Source organism: Pseudomonas sp. F(2018) (genome assembly GCF_005508865.1).
Taxonomy (GTDB): Bacteria; Pseudomonadota; Gammaproteobacteria; order Pseudomonadales; family Pseudomonadaceae; genus Aquipseudomonas.
The window spans coordinates 263,616-283,305 of the sequence record NZ_SCOM01000004.1; the positions used below are offsets into that span (position 1 = coordinate 263,616).

General features: G+C 67.3%; 20 protein-coding genes. 15 read left to right on the forward strand and 5 right to left on the reverse strand.

What is annotated here, in order from left to right; all coding sequences use genetic code 11:
- The first annotated feature begins 44 nt into the window (after nucleotides 1–44).
- The 5 genes from FFS62_RS18215 to FFS62_RS18235 all read left to right on the forward strand — a co-directional run bounded on the left by FFS62_RS18215 (nucleotide 45) and on the right by FFS62_RS18235 (nucleotide 3,690).
- On the forward strand, nucleotides 45–596 hold the full coding sequence (locus tag FFS62_RS18215) for a hypothetical protein (protein WP_137974260.1): 552 nt from the start codon (nucleotides 45–47) through the stop codon (nucleotides 594–596).
- 9 nt (nucleotides 597–605) lie between these two features.
- Entirely contained in the window at nucleotides 606–1,895 is a 1,290-nt protein-coding gene (locus FFS62_RS18220; RefSeq protein WP_137974261.1) for a flavohemoglobin expression-modulating QEGLA motif protein, read from the forward strand.
- 114 nt (nucleotides 1,896–2,009) lie between these two features.
- Entirely contained in the window at nucleotides 2,010–2,756 is a 747-nt protein-coding gene (locus tag FFS62_RS18225) for a TIGR00266 family protein (RefSeq protein ID WP_137974262.1), read from the forward strand.
- A gap of 75 nt (nucleotides 2,757–2,831) precedes the next feature.
- Nucleotides 2,832–3,161 carry a hypothetical protein gene (locus FFS62_RS18230; protein ID WP_137974263.1) on the forward strand — a complete coding sequence of 110 codons (330 nt, stop codon included), beginning with the start codon at nucleotides 2,832–2,834 and terminating at the stop codon, nucleotides 3,159–3,161.
- A gap of 25 nt (nucleotides 3,162–3,186) precedes the next feature.
- The gene (locus FFS62_RS18235; RefSeq protein ID WP_137974264.1) at nucleotides 3,187–3,690 is read left to right on the forward strand and encodes an O-acetyl-ADP-ribose deacetylase; all 504 of its coding nucleotides are present in this window, start codon (nucleotides 3,187–3,189) and stop codon (nucleotides 3,688–3,690) included.
- A gap of 38 nt (nucleotides 3,691–3,728) precedes the next feature.
- On the opposite strand, the gene FFS62_RS18240 is transcribed toward FFS62_RS18235, so the two are convergent.
- The 3 genes from FFS62_RS18240 to FFS62_RS18250 all read right to left on the reverse strand — a co-directional run bounded on the left by FFS62_RS18240 (nucleotide 3,729) and on the right by FFS62_RS18250 (nucleotide 5,447).
- Nucleotides 3,729–4,508, reverse strand: a complete 780-nt coding sequence (locus FFS62_RS18240; protein WP_137974265.1) for an OmpA family protein — start codon at nucleotides 4,506–4,508, stop codon at nucleotides 3,729–3,731.
- A gap of 19 nt (nucleotides 4,509–4,527) precedes the next feature.
- Nucleotides 4,528–4,908, reverse strand: a complete 381-nt coding sequence (locus tag FFS62_RS18245; RefSeq protein WP_256662297.1) for a DUF4398 domain-containing protein — start codon at nucleotides 4,906–4,908, stop codon at nucleotides 4,528–4,530.
- Between the two features lie 194 nt (nucleotides 4,909–5,102).
- A complete protein-coding gene (locus tag FFS62_RS18250) occupies nucleotides 5,103–5,447 on the reverse strand; it encodes a pilin assembly protein (protein WP_137974267.1) in 345 nt (114 codons plus the stop codon).
- Nucleotides 5,448–5,641: 194 nt separating this feature from the next.
- Between FFS62_RS18250 and ppc the strand changes: the two genes are divergently transcribed.
- From ppc to FFS62_RS18285, 7 genes are all read left to right on the forward strand, one after another.
- A complete protein-coding gene (gene ppc, locus FFS62_RS18255; protein ID WP_137974268.1) occupies nucleotides 5,642–8,278 on the forward strand; it encodes a phosphoenolpyruvate carboxylase in 2,637 nt (878 codons plus the stop codon).
- A 160-nt stretch (nucleotides 8,279–8,438) separates the two neighbouring features.
- Entirely contained in the window at nucleotides 8,439–9,086 is a 648-nt protein-coding gene (adk, locus tag FFS62_RS18260) for an adenylate kinase (RefSeq protein ID WP_137974269.1), read from the forward strand.
- 86 nt (nucleotides 9,087–9,172) lie between these two features.
- The gene (tsaB, locus tag FFS62_RS18265) at nucleotides 9,173–9,856 is read left to right on the forward strand and encodes a tRNA (adenosine(37)-N6)-threonylcarbamoyltransferase complex dimerization subunit type 1 TsaB (protein WP_137974270.1); all 684 of its coding nucleotides are present in this window, start codon (nucleotides 9,173–9,175) and stop codon (nucleotides 9,854–9,856) included.
- A 106-nt stretch (nucleotides 9,857–9,962) separates the two neighbouring features.
- Nucleotides 9,963–10,310, forward strand: coding sequence for a hypothetical protein (locus tag FFS62_RS18270; protein WP_137974271.1), 348 nt, complete (start codon nucleotides 9,963–9,965; stop codon nucleotides 10,308–10,310).
- Entirely contained in the window at nucleotides 10,310–11,164 is an 855-nt protein-coding gene (locus tag FFS62_RS18275; protein WP_137974272.1) for a DUF72 domain-containing protein, read from the forward strand. Before FFS62_RS18270 ends, FFS62_RS18275 begins: the two co-directional genes overlap by 1 nt.
- A gap of 72 nt (nucleotides 11,165–11,236) precedes the next feature.
- Nucleotides 11,237–12,061: an oxaloacetate decarboxylase gene (locus FFS62_RS18280; protein WP_137974273.1), complete on the forward strand. Its 825-nt coding sequence runs from the start codon at nucleotides 11,237–11,239 to the stop codon at nucleotides 12,059–12,061.
- A 4-nt stretch (nucleotides 12,062–12,065) separates the two neighbouring features.
- The gene (locus FFS62_RS18285; RefSeq protein ID WP_137974274.1) at nucleotides 12,066–12,755 is read left to right on the forward strand and encodes an extensin family protein; all 690 of its coding nucleotides are present in this window, start codon (nucleotides 12,066–12,068) and stop codon (nucleotides 12,753–12,755) included.
- A 14-nt stretch (nucleotides 12,756–12,769) separates the two neighbouring features.
- Here FFS62_RS18285 and FFS62_RS18290 read toward each other — a convergent pair whose 3' ends face one another.
- Nucleotides 12,770–13,534 (reverse strand): hypothetical protein, encoded by a 765-nt coding sequence (locus FFS62_RS18290; RefSeq protein ID WP_137974275.1) that lies wholly within the window; start codon nucleotides 13,532–13,534, stop codon nucleotides 12,770–12,772.
- A gap of 107 nt (nucleotides 13,535–13,641) precedes the next feature.
- On the opposite strand from FFS62_RS18290, the gene FFS62_RS18295 reads away from it, so the two are divergent.
- Complete coding sequence (locus FFS62_RS18295) at nucleotides 13,642–14,421, forward strand: class I SAM-dependent methyltransferase (protein WP_137974276.1); 780 nt, start codon at nucleotides 13,642–13,644, stop codon at nucleotides 14,419–14,421.
- 139 nt (nucleotides 14,422–14,560) lie between these two features.
- Here the strand turns inward: FFS62_RS18295 and FFS62_RS18300 are convergent, their stop codons facing one another.
- Nucleotides 14,561–15,199, reverse strand: a complete 639-nt coding sequence (locus FFS62_RS18300) for a TetR/AcrR family transcriptional regulator (RefSeq protein ID WP_137974277.1) — start codon at nucleotides 15,197–15,199, stop codon at nucleotides 14,561–14,563.
- A 94-nt stretch (nucleotides 15,200–15,293) separates the two neighbouring features.
- On the opposite strand from FFS62_RS18300, the gene FFS62_RS18305 reads away from it, so the two are divergent.
- Together FFS62_RS18305 and FFS62_RS18310 are read left to right on the forward strand one after the other, a co-directional pair.
- A complete protein-coding gene (locus FFS62_RS18305; protein WP_137974278.1) occupies nucleotides 15,294–16,397 on the forward strand; it encodes an efflux RND transporter periplasmic adaptor subunit in 1,104 nt (367 codons plus the stop codon).
- Nucleotides 16,398–16,400: 3 nt separating this feature from the next.
- A complete protein-coding gene (locus FFS62_RS18310) occupies nucleotides 16,401–19,472 on the forward strand; it encodes an efflux RND transporter permease subunit (protein ID WP_137974279.1) in 3,072 nt (1,023 codons plus the stop codon).
- Nucleotides 19,473–19,690 lie beyond the last annotated feature (218 nt).

Here is a 19,690-nt window from a genome sequence, read left to right on the forward strand (position 1 = left end):
CTTTTCGTTTGCGGCAACCGATCGAACCTCACAAGGAGTGCATGATGAAAGCCTGGCGCGTGGCCCTAGCCACCCTGAGTTGCCTGCTGTTGAGCGGTTGCCTGGTGACCTTCAAGGACCCGATTCCGGCCAACGAGGCAGCGCCCATCCCGCTGCTCGGCGACTGGGAGCGCAAGGACGAATGGGGCGATCAGCAGTACCTGAGCATCGCCCGCTCCGGCTCCAACGTGTACCGCGCCAAGGCCTGGGGCGAGGGCACCGAGGACGAGGTGGCCGAGGAGTACGGCTTCACCGTGTCCCACCATGGCCGCCGCTGGTACATCTCGGCCGGCCTGCCCAAGCGCCTGGGCGCCAACTTCGCCATCGCCGGCTTCGAGCTGACGCCCAGCAACGAACTGGTGATCTACAACCTCGACGTCGAACGCATCCTCCAGGAGATGGAGGGCGGCGCCCTGCAGGGCCAGCCGGTGGAGACGCCCGAGGGCGACGCGGTGCTGGTCACCACGCCGCTGGACCAGGTGTTCAGCTACCTTGATGACCAGGCCAACGCCGACGTCTTCGTCGAAGTGGCGCGCTACCAGCGCAGTGCCGAATAAGGGGCTGGCATGAGCCGACGCAAGTCGCAGGACGACTACCACAGCATCATCCGCGCCCTGTCGGGGCGCATCGTCGAGGCACAGACGCCGATCCGCGTGCTCGATGCGATCAAGTGGGACGACAGCATCCGCCAGGGCTTCCTCAAGGCCAAGGGCCGCGAGATGCCGGCGGTGGACCGGGCCTACTACGACAGCCGCCCGCTGGCCTTCGACTCCACGGCGAAGAAGCTGGAATTCCAGAACATCGAGCGCGACATCACTCGCCAGCTCGGCCAGTTCAACCCGGTCGGGCAGATCATGCGGCGCATGTGCAAGGAATACCGCATGGTGATCCGCATGCTCGAGGCGCGCGGTACCGCCGACTTCGGCCTGATCTCCCAGGAGCTGTACGGCGCCGCCTCGGACGCCTTCCATGCCGGCGACCCGACCCTGGCCGACCTCGGCGTGATGCTCTCCGGCTACCTGAACAACATCGCCGCCCGCGGCGATCTGGTCGACGAGGCCAAGACGCTCACCGCCAAGGATGCCGTGAGCATCCTCCAGGAGCGCCTGGCCAAGGTGTTCGGCGACGACACCATCCGCGTGTTCGAGTCCGACGGCATCGTCGCCGACGCGGCCGCCGGCGCCGATTACATCAAGGTGCGCGCCGATGCCCTGTTCAACGAGCGCGACGTGCGCGCTCTGGAAGTGCACGAGGGCATGGTCCACGTCGGTACCACGCTCAACGGCCTCAACCAGCCGGTGTGCACCTTCCTGGCCAAGGGGCCGCCCTCGTCGACGGTGACCCAGGAGGGCCTGGCCATCCTCATGGAGGTGATCGCCTTCGCCTCCTACCCGTACCGCCTGCGCAAGCTGACCAACCGCACCCGTGCCATCCACATGGCGGAGGAGGGCGCCGACTTCCTGCAGGTCTACGAGTTCTATCGCGAGCAGGGCTTCACCCTGGAGGAAAGCTACGGCAATGCCAGCCGCGCCTTCCGCGGCTCGACCCCGGATGGCCTGCCGTTCACCAAGGATCTGTCCTACCTCAAGGGCTTCATCCTGATCTACAACTACATCCAGCTCGCCGTGCGCAAAGGCAAACTGGAACAGATTCCGCTGCTGTTCTGCGGCAAGACCACCCTGGAAGACATGCGCACCCTGCGCCAGCTGGTGGATGAGGGCCTGGTGGCACCGCCCAAGTACCTGCCGCCGCAGTTCCGCGACCTCAATGCCCTGGCGGCCTGGATGTGTTTCTCCAACTTCCTGAACCATCTGAGCCTGGATCGCATCGAAGCGGACTACGCCAATATTCTCTAGATCCGTGGCTCCCTCTCCCAGGAAGGGGAGAGGGGCATAGCCCCGTAGCCCGGATGCAATCCGGGAGCGCTTATCCCGGATTGCATCCGGGCTACCGATCAAGGAACCCTCGTCATGCCCAGCCACAAACTCGACTACGAAATCCTCGGCGCCTCGGCGCAGACCGTTGAGATCATCCTCGACCCGGGCGAGACGGTGATCGCCGAGGCCGGGGTGATGAACTACATGACCGAGGGCATCCGCTTCGAGACGCGCATGGGTGACGGCTCGGCCAGTGGGGTGCTGGGCAAGCTGTGGGGCGTCGGCAAGCGCCTGCTCACCGGCGAGTCGCTGTTCATGACCCACTTCAGCAACCAGGGCAACGGCCAGCACCGGGTCGGCTTCGCCGCGCCCTATCCAGGCACCGTTGTGCCCATCGACCTGAGCCAGGTCGGCGGCCGGCTGATCTGCCAGAAGGACGCCTTCCTCTGCGCCGCCCATGGCACCGAGATCGGCATCAGCTTCAACAAGCGCATCGGCGCCGGCTTCTTCGGTGGCGAGGGCTTCATCCTGCAGAAGCTGGAAGGCGACGGCCTGGCCTTCGTGCATGCCGGCGGCACGGTGATCCGCAAGGAGCTGAACAACGAGACCCTGCGCCTGGACACCGGCTGCCTGGTCGCCTTCACCAGCGGCATCGACTACGACATCGGCCTGGCCGGCGGACTGAAGAGCATGCTGTTCGGCGGCGAGGGCATCCTGCTCGCCACCCTCAAGGGCACCGGTACCGTATGGGTGCAGAGCCTGCCGTTCTCGCGCCTGGCCGAGCGCATCTACGACGCCACCTTCCGCGCCCGCGAGGAAGTGCGCGCCGGCGGCAAATAGCCTGCGACATCCCGCCCGCGCCAGGTGGGCGGCCAGCGGGTAAACTGCGCCCTTTTCGTACAACGAGCCTTCCCCATGAGCGAAGAACGCAACGCCATTCCCCTGATTCTCACCGGCATCGCCAGCATCGTCGGCACCATCGGCGTGCTCTGGTATTACGGCTACGTGCATTTCGCCAAGCAGGAGGACGCCCTGCTGCTGGCCGACTTCACCATGCTCAAGACGGTGCCCGGCGAGGACTACAAGGTCTCGCTCAAGCCGGCCAACCAGGTGGCCCAGTGCATCGATGGCGTGCTGGTGCTGTTCGATACTCAGCAGAAGGGCCTGACCGGCGTGCTGGTGAACGACAAGAAGCAGGCCGTGCGCTGCATGGGTCAGGAAACCCCGCAGGCTCCGCAACAGTAAGTCGCTGCTGCCGAGGAGGAGCGCGATGCAGATCGAAGTCTTCCACGGCGACATCACTACCCTGGCGTTGGACGCCATCGTCAACGCCGCCAACAGTTCGCTGCTCGGCGGCGGCGGCGTGGATGGCGCCATTCACCGCGCCGCCGGTCCCGAGCTGTTGGCCGCCTGCCGCGCACTGGGCGGTTGCCCCACCGGCGAGGCGCGCATCACTCCGGGTTTTCGCCTGCCGGCGCGCTGGGTGATCCACACGGTGGGGCCGGTCTGGCAGGGCGGTGAGCGTGGCGAGCCGGCGCTGCTGGCCGCCTGTTACCGCAACAGCCTGGCCTTGGCCGATGCCCAGGGCTGTTCCGGCATCGCCTTTCCCGCCATCAGCTGCGGCGTCTATGGCTATCCGCCGGAAGCGGCCGCCCGCATCGCCGTGACCGAGCTGCGCCGCCCGCACCCTGCCGGCAGCACGCTGCGGCGTGCCGTGCTGGTGGCCTTCTCCGTAGACATGGCCGCTCTCTACCGAGCTGTGCTCGGCACATGAAAAAGCCCGCCGAAGCGGGGCTTTTTCACGCGGCGACGTTACAGCCGTGCGCGTGGTGCCACCGGACCCTGGCCGTGGGCGATGGTCACTTCCACCCGGCGGTTGAGGGTGCGCGAGTCGGCGGTGTCATTGCTGGCGACCGGATAGTCCTGGCCGAGGCCGTGGGTGGTGATGCGCCGCGGATCGACGCCCATGGCCACCAGGGCGCTGCGCACCGAGTCGGCACGGGCCTGGGACAGGCGCAGGTTGTGGTCGCGAGTACCGGTGCTATCGGTGAAGCCTTCCACCACCACCTGGCGCTCCGGGTTCTGCAGCAGGTAGTTGCCCAGCTCCTGCACGTTCCGCATGCCGGCACTGGTCAGCTGCGCGCGATCCACCTCGAACAGCACGTCACCCAGGGTCACCACCGAGCCACGCTCGGTCTCCTGGGCCTGCAGGTGCTGCAGCAACACGTCGACCTGCTGGTTGCGCGCGTCCAGTTGCGCTTGGGTGCGCTGGGCCGGAGCGGTCTTCAGCGCCTCTTCGGCGTTCTTCTGCAGGATGGTCTCCTTGGCCACGTCGATGCGCCGGTTGGCCTGGTAGGCCAGGTGGTCGACCTGCACGCTGCCCTGGCCGGACTCGTAGGCCTGGTTGGCACGGGTCAGCATGTCGCCGGCTTCCTTGGTTTCCACGCCCGCCAGGGTCTGCGCCTGCGGGTTGGCCTGCAGCTCGGCATAGCCGGCGCGCGCCTTTTCCAGATTGGGATTGGGTTCGTGGGCACAGCCCGCCAGCACCAGGGCCAGGGCGGAAAGGGTGAACAGATGGGTCGTACGGTTCATGAGCGTCGCTCCTCCATGGTCACTGCACGATGATCGGGGTACGCGATCCTTCTTCACGGATCTGCTGCACGCCCTGCTGGGCGTCGTCCAGGTTGCGCTGGGCCTTGCCGGCCAGGGCGCGGCGCTCGGCGACGCGAGCGTCGGCCTCGGCCTGCTCGATCAGGCGGCGGGCCTGCTCGTACTCCTGGTCCTGCATCAGCAGCTGGGCCTGGGTCATCTTGTCCTGTGCCGCCTTCATGTCCGCCGGAGCGTACTCGGGGCCGCCAGCGGCCTCGGCACTCTTGATCACCGCGGTGGCGGAGGCGAGCTGTTCGGTGGGCGGATTGCCGGCGCACCCGGCCAGTGCCAGGCTGCCGCCGATGGCGAGGGTGAGCAGAAGTGTTCTCGGGCTGTTGATCATGGTCTTGGCTCCATGCAGTTCCATTGTCAAAAAACGACTTGCCTGCCGGATGTCAGCGGATAGGCGAAGAAGCCTTGTTAATCGCTGCCGTTTGCCCCGGCCTAGTGCTGTGACTGCCAGCCGAAAACGAACGTTCAAGATTTTTCACGCGCATGAAAAAGGCCCCGGGATGGGGCCTTGGCGGGGCGGGCGACTCAGTGCTTGGTGCTGTCGCTCTGCGCGGTCAGTTGTTGCAGGTACTTGCGCGACAGGGCGAGAAAGCGTGGCGTGGGGCCGATGTCCTCGTACAGCGGGTCGCCCTGTTCGTCGGTGGCAACCACCTTGTGGCCCTTGACGTAGGGCAGGCTGGCCTCCAGTTCTTCCAGCGCCGAACTGATCAATTCGCCGAGCAGTTCCTCGGCACTGCGCTTCGGATACATCTCGGACAGCGCCGCTAGGCGCGCCGCCGACTCCAGGTCGAGATGGATGTGGTACTGGCTTTGGGTCAGACGACCCTTGGCGTTCTGCTCCCAATGGCGGGTGAGTTCTCTGATCTTCATAGGCACCTCGGTGGCCCATTCGTGGTGGGCGGATACGGCCCGGGAACTGCCTGTAGGCCGGGCACGGGCGCTTGTGACGCCCGCAAGGTTCAGACTAGCTCGCTGGCGTTCGCCTAGCGGCCGTTCGTCGTGTGCTTGTAAGAATGGGTCGCCCTGTGCAAGCTGAGGGCTCTATCCCGAGGGAGAGAAGGGTCATGGCAGAGATCGATGCGCGCCTGCGCGAAGAGGTTCACCTGCTCGGCGAGCTGCTCGGCGACACCATCCGCAATCAGCTCGGCGAGGCCTTCCTGGCCAAGATCGAGCTGATCCGCCAGGGCTCCAAGGCCGGGCGCAAGGGTTCCTCGGCCGGCGAGCAGCAACTGCGCGAGACCCTCGCCGCGCTCAGCGACGACGAGCTGCTGCCGGTGGCGCGCGCCTTCAATCAGTTCCTCAACCTGGCCAACATCGCCGAGCAGTACCACCGCATCCGCCGCCGGCGCCCGGACGAGGCTCAGCCCTTCGACGACCGCGTGCTGGCCGAGCTGCTGCAACGCCTGGTGGCGGGCGGCCACAAGCCGGAGCAGCTGGCGCGCCAGCTCGGCCGTGTGGACATCGAGCTGGTGCTCACCGCCCATCCCACCGAGGTGGCGCGGCGCACCCTGATCCAGAAGTACGACGCGATCGCCGCGCAGCTGGCAGCCCTGGACCACGCCGACCTGTCTGCCGCCGAGCGCGACCAGGCGCGGCTCAAGCTGCGCCGGCTGATCGCTGAGGCCTGGCACACCGAGGAAATCCGCCGCAGCCGGCCCAGCCCGGTGGACGAGGCCAAGTGGGGCTTCGCGGTGATCGAGCATTCCCTGTGGCAGGCCTTGCCGAGCTTCCTGCGCAAGGCCGACCAGGCCCTGCACGACGCCTGCGGCCTGCGCCTGCCGCTGGAGGCGGCGCCGGTGCGCTTCGCCTCCTGGATGGGCGGCGACCGCGACGGCAACCCCAATGTCACCGCCGAGGTCAGCCGCAAGGTGCTGCTGCTGGCGCGCTGGATGGCTGCCGACCTCTATCTGCGCGACGTCGACCGCCTGGCCGCCGAGCTGTCCATGCAGCAGGCCAGCGACGAGCTGCGCGTGCGCGTCGGCGTGCATCCCGAGCCCTACCGGGCCCTGCTCAAGCAGCTGCGCGAGCGCCTGCGGGCCACCCGCGCCTGGGCCGAGGCGGCGCTGGACGACGAGGTTGCACCCGGCCCCGAGGTGCTGCACGACAACCGCGAGCTGCTCGAACCGCTGGAGCTCTGCTACCACTCCCTGCACGCCTGCGGCATGGGCGTGATCGCCGAGGGCGAGCTGCTCGACTGCCTGCGCCGCGCCGCCTGCTTCGGCCTGTTCCTGGTGCGCCTGGACATCCGCCAGGACGCCGCGCGGCATGCCGCCGCCATGGCCGAGATCACCGACTACCTGGGCCTGGGCAACTATGCCGAGTGGGATGAGGAACAGCGCCTCGAGTTCCTCCTGCGCGAACTGGACAACCGCCGCCCGCTGCTGCCGCCGCACCATCGCCCCTCGGCCGAGACCGCCGAGGTATTGGCCACCTGCCGGGTGATCGCCGCAGCGCCGGCGGCTTCGCTCGGCACCTACGTCATCTCCATGGCCGGTGCCCCGTCGGATGTGCTGGCGGTGCAACTGCTATTAAAGGAAGCCGGTCTGCAGCGACCGATGCGGGTTGCACCCTTGTTCGAGACCCTGGCCGATCTGGACAACGCCGGCCCGTCCATCGACCGTCTGCTCGGCCTGCACGGCTACCGCGCGCGCCTGCATGGTCCGCAGGAAGTGATGATCGGCTATTCCGACTCGGCCAAGGACGCCGGGACCACGGCCGCCGCCTGGGCCCAGTACCGGGCTCAGGAGACCCTGGTCGGTGTCTGTCGCAAGCACGAGGTCGAGCTGCTGCTGTTCCACGGCCGCGGTGGCACCGTCGGACGTGGCGGCGGCCCGGCCCATGCGGCCATCCTGTCGCAACCGCCGGGTTCGGTGTCCGGGCGTTTCCGCACCACCGAGCAGGGCGAGATGATCCGCTTCAAGTTCGGCCTGCCGCAGCTGGCCGAGCAGAACCTCAACCTGTACCTGGCCGCCGTGCTGGAGGCGACCCTGCAGCCACCGCCCGCGCCGGAGCCGGCCTGGCGCTCGGCCATGGACCGCCTGGCCGCCGATGGCGTGGCCGCCTACCGTGCGGTGGTGCGCGAGCATCCGCAGTTCGTCGAGTACTTCCGCCAGGCCACGCCGGAGCAGGAACTCGGCCGCCTGCCGCTAGGCAGCCGCCCGGCCAAGCGCCGCGCCGGTGGGGTGGAGAGCCTGCGCGCCATCCCGTGGATCTTCGCCTGGACCCAGACCCGCCTGATGCTGCCGGCCTGGCTGGGCTGGGAGCAGGCCCTGGACAAGGCCATCCAGGGCGGTGGCAAGGGCCTGCTGGAGGACATGCGCGAGCACTGGCCGTTCTTCCGTACGCGCATCGACATGCTGGAGATGGTGCTGGCCAAGGCCGACCTGGCGATTGCCGCGCTGTATGACGAGCGGCTGGTCAGTTCCGAGCTGCGACCGCTGGGTGCGCAGTTGCGCGACCTATTGTCGCAGTGCCGCTCCATGGTGCTGGGTCTGACCCATCAGTCGGAGCTGCTCACCCACAGTCCGGAGACCCGCGAGGCGATCACCGTGCGCAACATCTATCTGGACCCGCTACACCTGCTCCAGGCCGAGCTGCTGGCCCGTTGCAGGCTGCGCGAGAACCCGGTGGACAGCCCTCTGGAACAGGCTTTACTGGTGAGTGTCGCGGGCATCGCAGCAGGGTTGCGCAACACCGGTTGAAGCCCCGCCGCCTCCGACTTTCGGTGGCTTGTGCCGCACCGAAGCGCTGTGTATTGTGGCCCTCCTTTTGGCCGCTCAGTGACGCCGAAACCCAAATATTGAGATTGGCCCCACGAGGCGAATCCGACGACTTTCTGTCTTTATTTTGAGGAGCACTTCGATGCGCGTGATTCTGCTGGGGGCGCCCGGTGCCGGCAAAGGTACCCAGGCTGGTTTCATCACCAAGAAGTTCGGTATTCCGCAGATTTCCACCGGCGACATGCTGCGTGCCGCGGTCAAGGCCGGCACCGAGCTGGGCCTGAAGGCCAAGAGCATCATGGAAAGCGGCGGTCTGGTCTCCGATGACCTGATCATCAACCTGGTCAAGGAGCGCATCGCACAGCCGGATTGCGCCAAGGGCTTCCTGTTCGACGGCTTCCCACGCACCATTCCCCAGGCCGAAGCCCTGAAGGAAGCCGGCGTGACCATCGACAACGTGGTCGAGATCGCCGTCGACGACGAAGAGATCGTCCAGCGCATCGCCGGTCGCCGTGTGCACGAGGCCAGCGGCCGCGTCTACCACCTGGTCTACAATCCGCCGAAGGTGGAAGGCAAGGACGACGAGACCGGCGACGAGCTAGTCCAGCGCAAGGACGACACCGAGGAAACCGTGCGTCACCGCCTGTCCGTCTACCACTCGCAGACCAAGCCGCTGGTGGACTTCTACCAGAAGCTGGCCGCCGCCGAAGGCACCCCGAAGTACAGCGCCATCGCCGGCGTCGGCTCGGTGGACGAGATCACCGCCAAGGTGTTCGCCGCCCTCAGCTGATTGGCTGTGCGTTCTGTCCAACGGCCCGCATCGCGGGCCGTTGGCGTTTATACTGCCCGCCTTTTTCTGCCCCACCGGATATGCCGATGACCACCCTGCTGGCCCTGGATACCGCCACCGAAGCCTGCTCCGTCGCCCTGCTGCACGACGGCAAGGTGCTCAGCCACTACGAAGTGGCGCCACGCCTGCACGCCCAGCGCCTGCTGCCGATGATCCACGACCTGCTCGGCGAGGCCGGGGTGGCCCTGGCCGCGGTGGATGCCATTGCCTTCGGCCGCGGCCCGGGTGCCTTCACCGGCGTGCGCATCGCCATCGGCGTGGTTCAGGGCCTGGCGTTCGCCCTGGACAAGCCGGTGCTACCGGTTTCCAACCTGGCGGTGCTGGCCCAGCGTGCGCTGCGCGAGCATGGCGCGCAGCAGGTGGCCGCGGCCATCGATGCGCGCATGGACGAGGTGTACTGGGGTTGCTACGCCGCCGAGCAGGGCGAGATGCGCCTGCAGGGTATCGAGGCGGTGCTGACGCCGGAGCGTGCCGAGCTGCCGCGTGGCGCCAGTGGCGACTGGTTCGCCGCCGGCACCGGCTGGGGCACCTATGGCGCGCGTATCGCCCTGACCCCGAGTGGCAGCGACAACGCCATGCTGCCGCATGCCCAGGACCTGCTGAACCTGGCAACTTTCGCCTGGCAGCGCGGCGAGGCGCTGCCAGCCGACGAGGCGCAGCCGGTGTATCTGCGGGACAACGTGGCCACGCCCAAGGCCCCCAAGCCCTAGGCCTGCCGCTTCGCTGTGGCGCCTTCCGTCCGCTGCCGGCCTGAGCAAATTGCCATTTTTATCTGGCGCCGCTAAATTGCCACCCACGTATTCCGAGCAGTAACCGATGCGTCTCGACGGCCTCTCTTCCTCTTATTCGCTGGATCGCAGCTCTCGCCCGGGCAGCGCGGTCACGCCTTTCCGTGAGGCGCAGCGCGAGGTCGAGCAACGCCGCGAACAGCCCGCTTCGCCGTCCGCCACCCAGGGTTACGAGCAGCTCGCCCAGCCGCGCAAGGTGCAGGCCGGCAACGCCAGCAGCGACAGCCTGCCGGCGCGCTACCAGGACAACGTCACCCAGCAGCAGCGCGGCTTCAGTGCCAAGGCCAACCAGGCCCTGGCCGCCTACGGCAACACCGCCGGCTACACCGACGACCGCGACGCCAGCGAAGTTCTCGGCCTCGACCTCTACGCCTGATGCTGCCTTACTTCCTCGGCTGCCCGTCGTGGAACGAGCCGGCCTGGCGCGGCAGCTTCTATCCCGCCGACCTGCGCCCCGCCGATACCCTGAGCCACTATGCCGCCACCTTCAATGCAGTGGAGGGCAATACCACCTTCTATGCCCGGCCCGCGCCGCAGACCGTGCAGCGCTGGGCCGAGCAGATGCCGGCGCACTTTCGCTTCTGCGCCAAGCTGCCACGCGATATCAGCCATAACGGCGATCTGCGCGACCACTTCACCGCCACCACCGACTTCCTGCAGCTGCTGGCGCCGCTCGGCGAGCGGGTCGCACCCCTGTGGTTGCAGGTGCCGGCTAGTTTCGGTCCGTCGCGCCTGGGCGAGCTGCTGGCCTGGCTCGACGAGTTCTCCAGTCGCGCCATTGCCGTGGAGCTGCGCCATCCGGCGTTCTTCGCCAGGGAGGAGGACGAGCGCCTGCTCAATCGAAGCCTGCAGGAGCGCGGGGTGGAGCGCATCTGTCTGGACTCGCGGGCGCTGTTCGCCTGCACCTCGCGCGACGCCGCGGTGCTGCATGCCCAGTCGAAGAAGCCGCGCCTGCCGCCACGGCCGACGGCTTTCAGCGCCAGCCCGCAGCTGCGCTTCATCGGCGGGCCGGACCTGGATGCCAACCAGGCCTTTCTCGAACCCTGGCTGGACAAGGTCGCCGCCTGGATCGAGCAGGGCCTGAAGCCTCATGTGTTCCTGCATACCCCGGACAACCACCTGGCGGCGGCCCAGGCCCTGCGCTTCCACGCCGCCCTTAGCGAGCGCCTGCCCGGCCTGCCGGCGCTGGCGCAGGTGGAACCCGAGGTGGAGCAGCTCGGTCTGCTCTGACAGGGGCGCGCCTTTCCGTCCGTCATGCGGGCGGCTAGGGTTGCCACTTCACTCAGCGCAAGGAGCAGCACCATGAGTACCCAGCGAGAACGTGGCGAAACCTTCCGGGCTCTGCACCAGGGCGAGGGCCTGCTGGTCCTGCCCAACCCTTGGGACGCCGGTTCGGCGAAGATGCTCGCCCGGCTCGGCTTCCAGGCCCTGGCCACCACCAGCGCCGGCCTGGCCTTCTCCTTGGGGCGGCGTGACGCGGAAGGTGCGGTGAGCCGCGACGAATGCCTGGCCAATGCCCGCGCGATAGTCGAGGCGACGCCGCTGCCGGTGGCCGCCGACCTGGAGAACGGCTACGGCGATGCCCCCGAGGACTGTGCGGCGACCATCCGCCTGGCTGCCGGGATCGGCCTGGTCGGCGGCTCCATCGAGGACGCCACGGGCCGTGCCAATATGCCGATCTATCCGCAGGACTTGGCCGTGGAGCGTATCCGCGCTGCGGTGGAGGCGGCGCGTGCGCTGGACTTCCCCTTCACCCTGGCCGCGCGGGCGGAGAACTTCCTGCACGGCCGCGCCGATCTGGACGACACCATCCGCCGCCTGGTGGCCTATGCCGAGGCCGGTGCCGATGTGCTCTATGCACCCGGGCTGCGCAGCCGCGAGGAGATCAAGGCGGTGGTGGAGGCCGTGGCGCCGCGACCGGTCAACGTGCTGGTCGGCTCCCCCAGCCTGCGCCTGTCCCTGGCCGAGCTGATCGAGCTGGGGGTGAAGCGGGTCAGCGTCGGCTCCAACCTGGCGCGGGTCGCCTACGGCGAATTCTTCTTCGCCGCCGGCGAGCTGGCCCGTGGCAGCCTGGCGACGATGGGCGAGGCCATGCCGTTCGACGAGATCAACGACCTGTTCGGCTGACGGCATGCGCCGTGCGTTCTGCTTGCTGGTGCTGCTGATGCTGCTCGGCACGCCGCTGGCGGTTTACCGCGGCTGGTTGCCCGTGCCGCCAGCATGGAATCCCTGGACGCCGCTGGACGTACGCCAACCGCCCAACCTGCTCACCGGCTACAAACTGATGCGCCTGCAGCGCGATCCCCAGCTTTGCCGGCTGGCGCTGGACAGCAGCGTGCTGCGCTACACGGCGGTGGCGGACAGCGAACCCGCCGCCGGTTGCGCCGTGGAGAATGCGGTGCGGGTGCAGCGCGCCGGTGTGCAGTTCAGCTCGGCGTTCCTCGCCAGCTGCAAGCTGGCCGTGGCCTACGCCCTGTTTGAGGAACATGGCCTGCAGCCGGCCGCGCGCCAGGCATTCGGCCAGCCGGTGGCGCGGGTCGAGCATCTGGGCAGCTTCGCCTGCCGCAACATCGGCACCAGTCAGCGGCGCAGCCAGCACGCCAGCGCCAACGCCCTGGATATCGCCGGCTTTCGCCTACAGGACGGGCGGCGCATCAGTGTGGCCAGGCACTGGGAAGGGGCGGGGCAGGAGGCGCTGTTCCTGCGCCAGGTGCGCGATGCGGCGTGCTCCAGTTTCAACGTCATCCTGGGGCCGGAGTACAACGCCGCCCATCGCGACCATTTCCACCTGGATATGGGGCTGTTTCGCCTCTGTCGCTAGCGCCTGCGCAACGGCTAGCGGCGCGCCAGCAGCAGGTCGGCGGCCTGGCCGCGGCGACCGTCGGCGAATTCGAACTGGCCGAGCTGGGCGATCTCGTCGTAGGCGCCAAGCGCCTGCTTGACGTCATGGGCCTGCAGCTCGATGGCGGCCACGCCGGCCTGGGTCAGGCTCTGGGCCTGCTGCTTGCCGGCGGCATCGAAGCGCAGCAGGCGCAGGCGATCGAACACCGCATCCTGGGCATCGATGCGGCCATCGCGGTTGTCGTCGTGCCTGGCCAGCTCGGCGAAACCATTGGTGGCGCCGTTCTGGTCGCCGAACAGCTCGCGGCCATCATCGATGCGGCCATTGCCATTGCGGTCCAGGGCCAGCAGGGCGTCGTCGCCGCTGGGGGCGCTGATCCGGTCGTTGCGGCCATCGGCGTCCAGGTCGAAACGTACGGCGTCGTCCAGCCCGCGGGTGGTGAAGCCATTGCTGGCCAGGTCCAGCACCAGTGGGTCGGTCTTCTGCGGCTGCGGGTTGGCGGTCACGTTGAGCTGCAGTTCGCGCTGCTGCAATACCTGCTGGAAACTGGCGGCCTGGGCCATGGCGTCTACCGGTGGAGCATCGGCGGCGTCTGGCTGGCTGGCCTCTTCGATCTCGGCCGCTGCCTCGGGAGGCGGCTGCTCGCCCTTGGGCATCAGGGTACGGCGCAGGATCTGGTAGTCGAGGGAGTCGCGCAGGCCGGCGTCCAGCTGCTTGTCCAGCGCGGAGGAGCGAGGTGCGGAGAGGGCGTCGAACATGGGGGAACTCGTTGCGGCCGCCGCTGGCCGCCTCTGGCAGAATAGGGCGTTACTGTTCTATCGGCCGCGCGCCGTCCCTGTTGAACGTTTTTTGAGCATATTTCCCGATGAGCGACGAGCGGCCTATAACCAGAATTCGAGTCGAGGCCCAGTTGCCCGTGTTTGCCGAGTCCGCCGGTCGCTGGGCCGAGCGCCTGGGGCTGCCGTTGCAGGGCGAGGCCGAGTTCGCCCTGCAGCTGGGCGAGGAGGGCCTGCAACTGGCCGAGCTGGGGCCGCAGGCGCCGGGGCCGGTGCGGGTGGACTTCGTCGAGGGCGCCGTGGCCCATCGTCGCCTGTATGGCGGCGGCAGCGGGCAGATGATCGCCAAGGCGGTCGGTGTACAGCCGGGCGTGCGTCCGAGCGTGCTGGATGCCACGGCGGGGCTGGGGCGCGATGCCTTCGTGCTGGCGAGCCTGGGCTGTGCGGTGACCATGAGTGAGCGTCAGCCGATCATCGCCGCCTTGCTCGAGGACGGCCTGGCGCGCGCCGCCCGCGACGCCGAGGTGGCGCCCATCGCCGCGCAGATGCGCCTGCTACAAGGCAATGCCATCGAGCTGATGCGTGATTGGCAGGGCGAGCCGCCCCAGGTGATCTATCTCGACCCGATGTTCCCGCACCGTGACAAGAGCGCACTGGTGAAGAAGGAGATGCGCCTGTTCCGCCCGCTGGTGGGCGACGACATGGACGCTCCCGCACTGCTCGAGGCCGCCCTGGCCCTGGCCAGCCACCGGGTGGTGGCCAAGCGTCCGCGCAAGGCGCCGATTATCGAGGGCGCCAAGCCGAGCTATGCGCTGGAGGGCAAATCCAGCCGCTACGATATCTACCCGAAGAAGGCCCTCAAGCCCTAAGAGCCTGCCGACGACCTCTTGATCGTCGGCCATGCTGCGTTGAAATTGGGTTCGGGCTGCTCATTTACTACTTGTAAACTCCGCACCCTCTCCCAATTTCGCCTTGCCTGGCTCTAGCTCAAAAGATCGTAAGCAGGCTCTATGGCCTGTATGCGCGCACGAACAGCTGCACCACTTCCAGCACGTGCTCCTCGGCCTCCTGGGCGCCGAGCGGCTGGGCCACGCCCATCAGCAGGCGGAAGTGGCAGCCGCCCTTGATCAGGCAGAAGAAGTGCTCGGCGGCGTGCTGCGGGTTGTCGACCTGCAGCTGGCCGCGGCTATTGGCCTGCTCCAGCAGATGCTGCATGGCGTCGATCACCCGCTGTGGACCGGCGCTGAAGAACAGCTGGGACAGCTGCGGATTCTGTGCCCCCTGGGCCACCATCAGGCGGTGCATGGCCAGGGATTCCTCGCTGTTGATCAGTGCGTTGAAGCCGCGGGCGATGGCCAGCAAAGCCTGCTCGATGCTGCTGTCCGGGCGCAGTTCGAAGAACAGCGGCGGCAGCTGTTCCGCGCACTTGGACTCCACCGCGCAGGCGAACAGCGTCTCCTTGTCGGTGAAGTGGCTGTACACCGTGAGCTTGGACACCCCGGCCTCGGCCGCGATGGCATCCATGCTGCTGCCGTCGTAGCCGTTGTGCATGAACAAGCGCTTGGCGGCTTCCAGAATGGCCAGGCGTTTGGCGGGATCCTTTGGCCGTCCGGGGCCGCCGGTGGACTGAAACGATTTGTCGGACATTTGGCTTTTTAATACTGGACTGGCGAGTTCGCTATTTTTACTATACCGGGCAGTATAAGTATTCCAAGCATCTTTTTGCGAAAGGTCGTCCATCATGCTCCGTCATGCTCTGTCGCTCGCTGTGCCTCTGTCGCTGATCTCCCTGCTGGTTGCCTGTGGCAACGGTGAAACCGTCGAGGCTCCGGCGCGCCCGGCCATGGTGGTGCACCCACTGCCGGCGGCGGATGCGGTGGATACCTACCCCGGCGAAGTGCGTGCGCGCTTCGAGCCGGAGCTGGCGTTCCGCATCGGCGGCAAGATCACCAAGCGCCTGGTGGACGCCGGTGACCGGGTGCGCAAGGACCAGCCGCTGGCCGAGCTGGATGCCCAGGACGTCAAACTGCAGCTGGAGGCGGCCCGGGCCCAGGTCAACGCCGCCGAGGCCAACCTCAAGCTGGTGCGCTCCGAGCGCGACCGCTACAAGACCCTGCTGGCCCGCCAGCTGATCAGCCAGTCGCAGTACGACACGGTCGAGAACCAGTACCGCGCCGGCGAGGCGCGGGTGAAGCAGATCAAGGCCGAATTCGACGTGGCCAGCAACCAGGCCGGCTACTCGGTGCTGCGTGCCTCCCAAGATGGCCTGGTGGCACGCCGCCTGGCCGAAGTGGGCCAGGTGGTGGCCGCCGGCCAGACCGTGTTCACCCTGGCCGTCGATGGCGAGCGTGAAGTGCTGATCAGCGTGCCGGAGCATGCCCTGGAGCGCTTCCGCATCGGCCAGGAAGTGAGCATCGAGCTGTGGTCGCAGCCGGACAAGCAGTTCCCCGGCCGTATTCGCGAGCTATCGCCGGCCGCCGACGCCCAGTCGCGCACCTTCGCTGCCCGTGTGACCTTCAGCGATCCCAAGGTCAAGGCCGAGGTGGGGCAGAGCGCCCGCGTGTCGATCACCGCCGATGGCGAGGTGCCGCTGTCGGTGCCGCTGTCCGCGCTCAGCGCGGAGAAGGGCAAGCCCTTCGTCTGGGTCATCGATCCCAAGGAATCCAAGGCCGTGCGCACTCCGGTGCGCGTCGGCGCCTACGGCCAGGAGCGCGTGTCGATCCTGGAAGGCCTGAAGGAGGGCGACTGGGTTGTCGCCGCCGGCGTGCACGTGTTGCTCGATGGGCAGAAGGTGCGTCCGGTGGATCGCGACAACCGCCTGGTTGCACTGGCGCACAAGGAGTAAGCCATGTCCTTCAACCTGTCCGAGTGGGCGCTGCGCAACCGCAGCGTCGTGCGTTACCTGATGCTGGTGCTGGCGGTGATCGGCGCGCTGTCCTACACCAAGCTGGGCCAGAGCGAGGACCCGCCCTTCACCTTCAAGGCCATGGTCATCCGTACCGACTGGCCGGGCGCCACTGCCGAGGAGGTCTCGCGGCAGATCACCGAGCGCATCGAGAAGAAGGTGATGGAGACCGGTGACTACCAGTTCATCAACTCCTATTCGCGCCCGGGTGAGTCGGTGGTCACCTTCATGGCCCGCGACGACATCATCTCGAAGAACATCCCCGAGCTCTGGTACCAGGTGCGCAAGAAGGTCGGCGACATCCGCCACACTCTGCCGCCGGGCATCCGTGGGCCGTTCTTCAACGACGAGTTCGGCACCACCTTCGGCAACATCTACGCGCTCACCGGCGAAGGTTTCGACTACGCGGTGATGAAGGACTACGCCGACCGCCTGCAGCTGCAGCTGCAGCGGGTCAAGGACGTGGGCAAGGTCGAGCTGCTCGGCCTGCAGGACGAGAAGATCTGGATCGAGCTGTCCAACGTCAAGCTGGCCACCCTCGGCCTGCCGCTGGCGGCCGTGCAGCAGGCGCTGGACGAGCAGAACGCGGTGGCCTATTCGGGCTTCTTCGAGACGCCGACCGACCGCGTGCAGATGCGTGTGTCCGGGCGCTTCACCTCGGTCGACGAGATTCGTGACTTCCCCATCCGCGTTGGCGACCGCACCTTCCGTCTCGGCGACGTGGCCGAGGTGCATCGTGGCTTCAACGATCCGCAGGCGCCGCGCATGCGCTTCATGAGCCAGGATGCCATCGGCATCGCCGTGTCGATGAAGGCCGGCGGCGACATCCTGGTGCTGGGCGAGGCCCTGGAGCACGAGTTCGCCCGCCTGCAGCAGACCCTGCCGGTGGGCATGGAGCTGCACAAGGTGTCCGACCAGCCGGCGGCGGTGAAGACCGGTGTGGGCGAGTTCGTCCAGGTACTGGTCGAGGCGCTGATCATCGTGCTGCTGGTCAGCTTCTTCTCCCTCGGCCTGCGCACCGGTCTGGTGGTGGCGTTGTCCATCCCGCTGGTGCTGGCGATGACTTTCGCCCTGATGCACTACTTCGGCATCGGCCTGCACAAGATCTCCCTCGGCGCGCTGGTGCTGGCGCTGGGCCTGCTGGTGGACGACGCGATCATTGCGGTGGAGATGATGGCGATCAAGATGGAGCAGGGCTACGACCGCTTCCGCGCGGCCAGCTTCGCCTGGACCAGCACGGCCTTCCCGATGCTCACCGGCACTCTGATCACCGCCGCCGGCTTCCTGCCGATCGCCACCGCCCAGTCCGGTACCGGCGAATACACCCGCTCGATCTTCCAGGTGGTGTGCATCGCCCTGCTGGTGTCCTGGGTCGCCGCCGTGGTGTTCGTGCCCTACCTGGGTGACCGCCTGCTGCCGGACCTGGCCAAGCTGCATGCGAAGAAGCATGGCGGCAACCCGGAGGGGCATGATCCCTACTCGACCACCTTCTACCAGACCGTGCGCGAAGTGGTGGAGTGGTGCGTGCGCCGACGCAAGACGGTGATCCTGGTCACCCTCGGCCTGTTCGTCGCCTCCATCGTGCTGTTCCGCTTCGTGCCGCAGCAGTTCTTCCCGGCCTCCGGGCGCCTGGAGCTGATGGTCGACATCAAGCTCACCGAGGGCTCGTCGCTGAAGGCCACCGAGGAACAGGTCAAGCGCCTGGAAGCCAAGCTCAAGGACCATCCGGGCATCGACAACTACGTGGCCTATGTCGGCAACGGCTCGCCGCGCTTCTACCTGCCCCTGGACCAGCAACTGGCCGCGACCCGCTTCGCCCAGTTCGTCATCCTGGCCAAGAGCATCGAGGATCGCGAGCAGCTGCGCACCTGGCTGATCGAGGTGATGAACGAGGACTTCCCGTTCGCCCGTACCCGCGTCTCGCGCCTGGAAAACGGCCCGCCCGTGGGCTTCCCGATCCAGCTGCGGGTCAGTGGCGAGCACATCGACGAAGTGCGTGCCATCGCCCGCCAGGTAGCGGCCAAGGTGCGCGAGAACCCGCATGTGTCCAACGTGCACCTGAACTGGGAGGAGCCGAGCAAGGTCGTCTACCTCAACATCGACCAGGAGCGTGCCCGCGCCCTGGGCGTGAGCAGCGCCGACCTGTCGCAGTTCCTGCAGAGTTCGCTGACCGGCTCCAGTGTCAGCCTGTTCCGCGAGGACAACGAGCTGATCGAGATCCTCCTGCGTGGCACCGTGCGTGAGCGTCAGGCCCTGGAGTTGCTGCCGAGCCTGGCGGTGCCGACCAGCAGTGGCCAGAGCGTGGCCCTGTCGCAGATCGCCACCCTGGAGTACGGCTTCGAGGAGGGCGTGATCTGGCATCGCGACCGCCTGCCGACCGTGACCATCCTCGGCGACATCTATGGCAGCGAGCAGCCGGCCAGCCTGACCAAGCAGATCCTGCCGACCCTGGAGCCGATCCGCGCCGAGCTGCCCAGCGGCTACCTGCTGGAAGTGGGTGGCACCGTGGAGGACTCGACCCGCGGGCAGAAGTCGGTCAACGCCGGCATCCCACTGTTCATCCTGGTAGTGCTGACCCTGCTCATGCTGCAGCTCAAGAGCATGTCGCGGGCGGCCATGGTGTTCCTCACCGCGCCCCTGGGGCTGATCGGCGTGACCCTGTTCCTGCTGGTGTTCCAGCAGCCGTTCGGCTTCGTCGCCATGCTCGGCACCATCGCCCTGTCCGGCATGATCATGCGCAACTCGGTGATCCTGGTGGACCAGATCGAGCAGGACATCGCCGCCGGCCTGGACCGCTGGCACGCCATCATCGAGGCCACGGTGCGGCGCTTCCGTCCCATCGTGCTGACCGCCCTGGCCGCGGTGCTGGCGATGATCCCGATGTCGCGCAGCGTGTTCTTCGGGCCGATGGCGGTGGCCATCATGGGTGGCCTGATCGTCGCCACCGCGCTGACTCTGCTGTTCCTGCCGGCGCTCTACGCGGCTTGGTTCAGGGTCAAGGAAGTCGAGCGCTAAGCGCTACGCAGCGAAAAAGCCCGGCAACTGCCGGGCTTTTTCATGGGCGTTCGGTCATCGGTTTGCACGGCAGCCTGGTTTGGCGCGTCTAAGGTTGTCTGTAGTCAGTGCCTTTTCCTGGTTGCACTGAGTTATGCCTCTCGTCGGAGATATGGGTTGCACTTAGTTGCACCATTGTTGTCGGGAGGTTTACTCTTCGGCCACGCGCGCCAACCGCG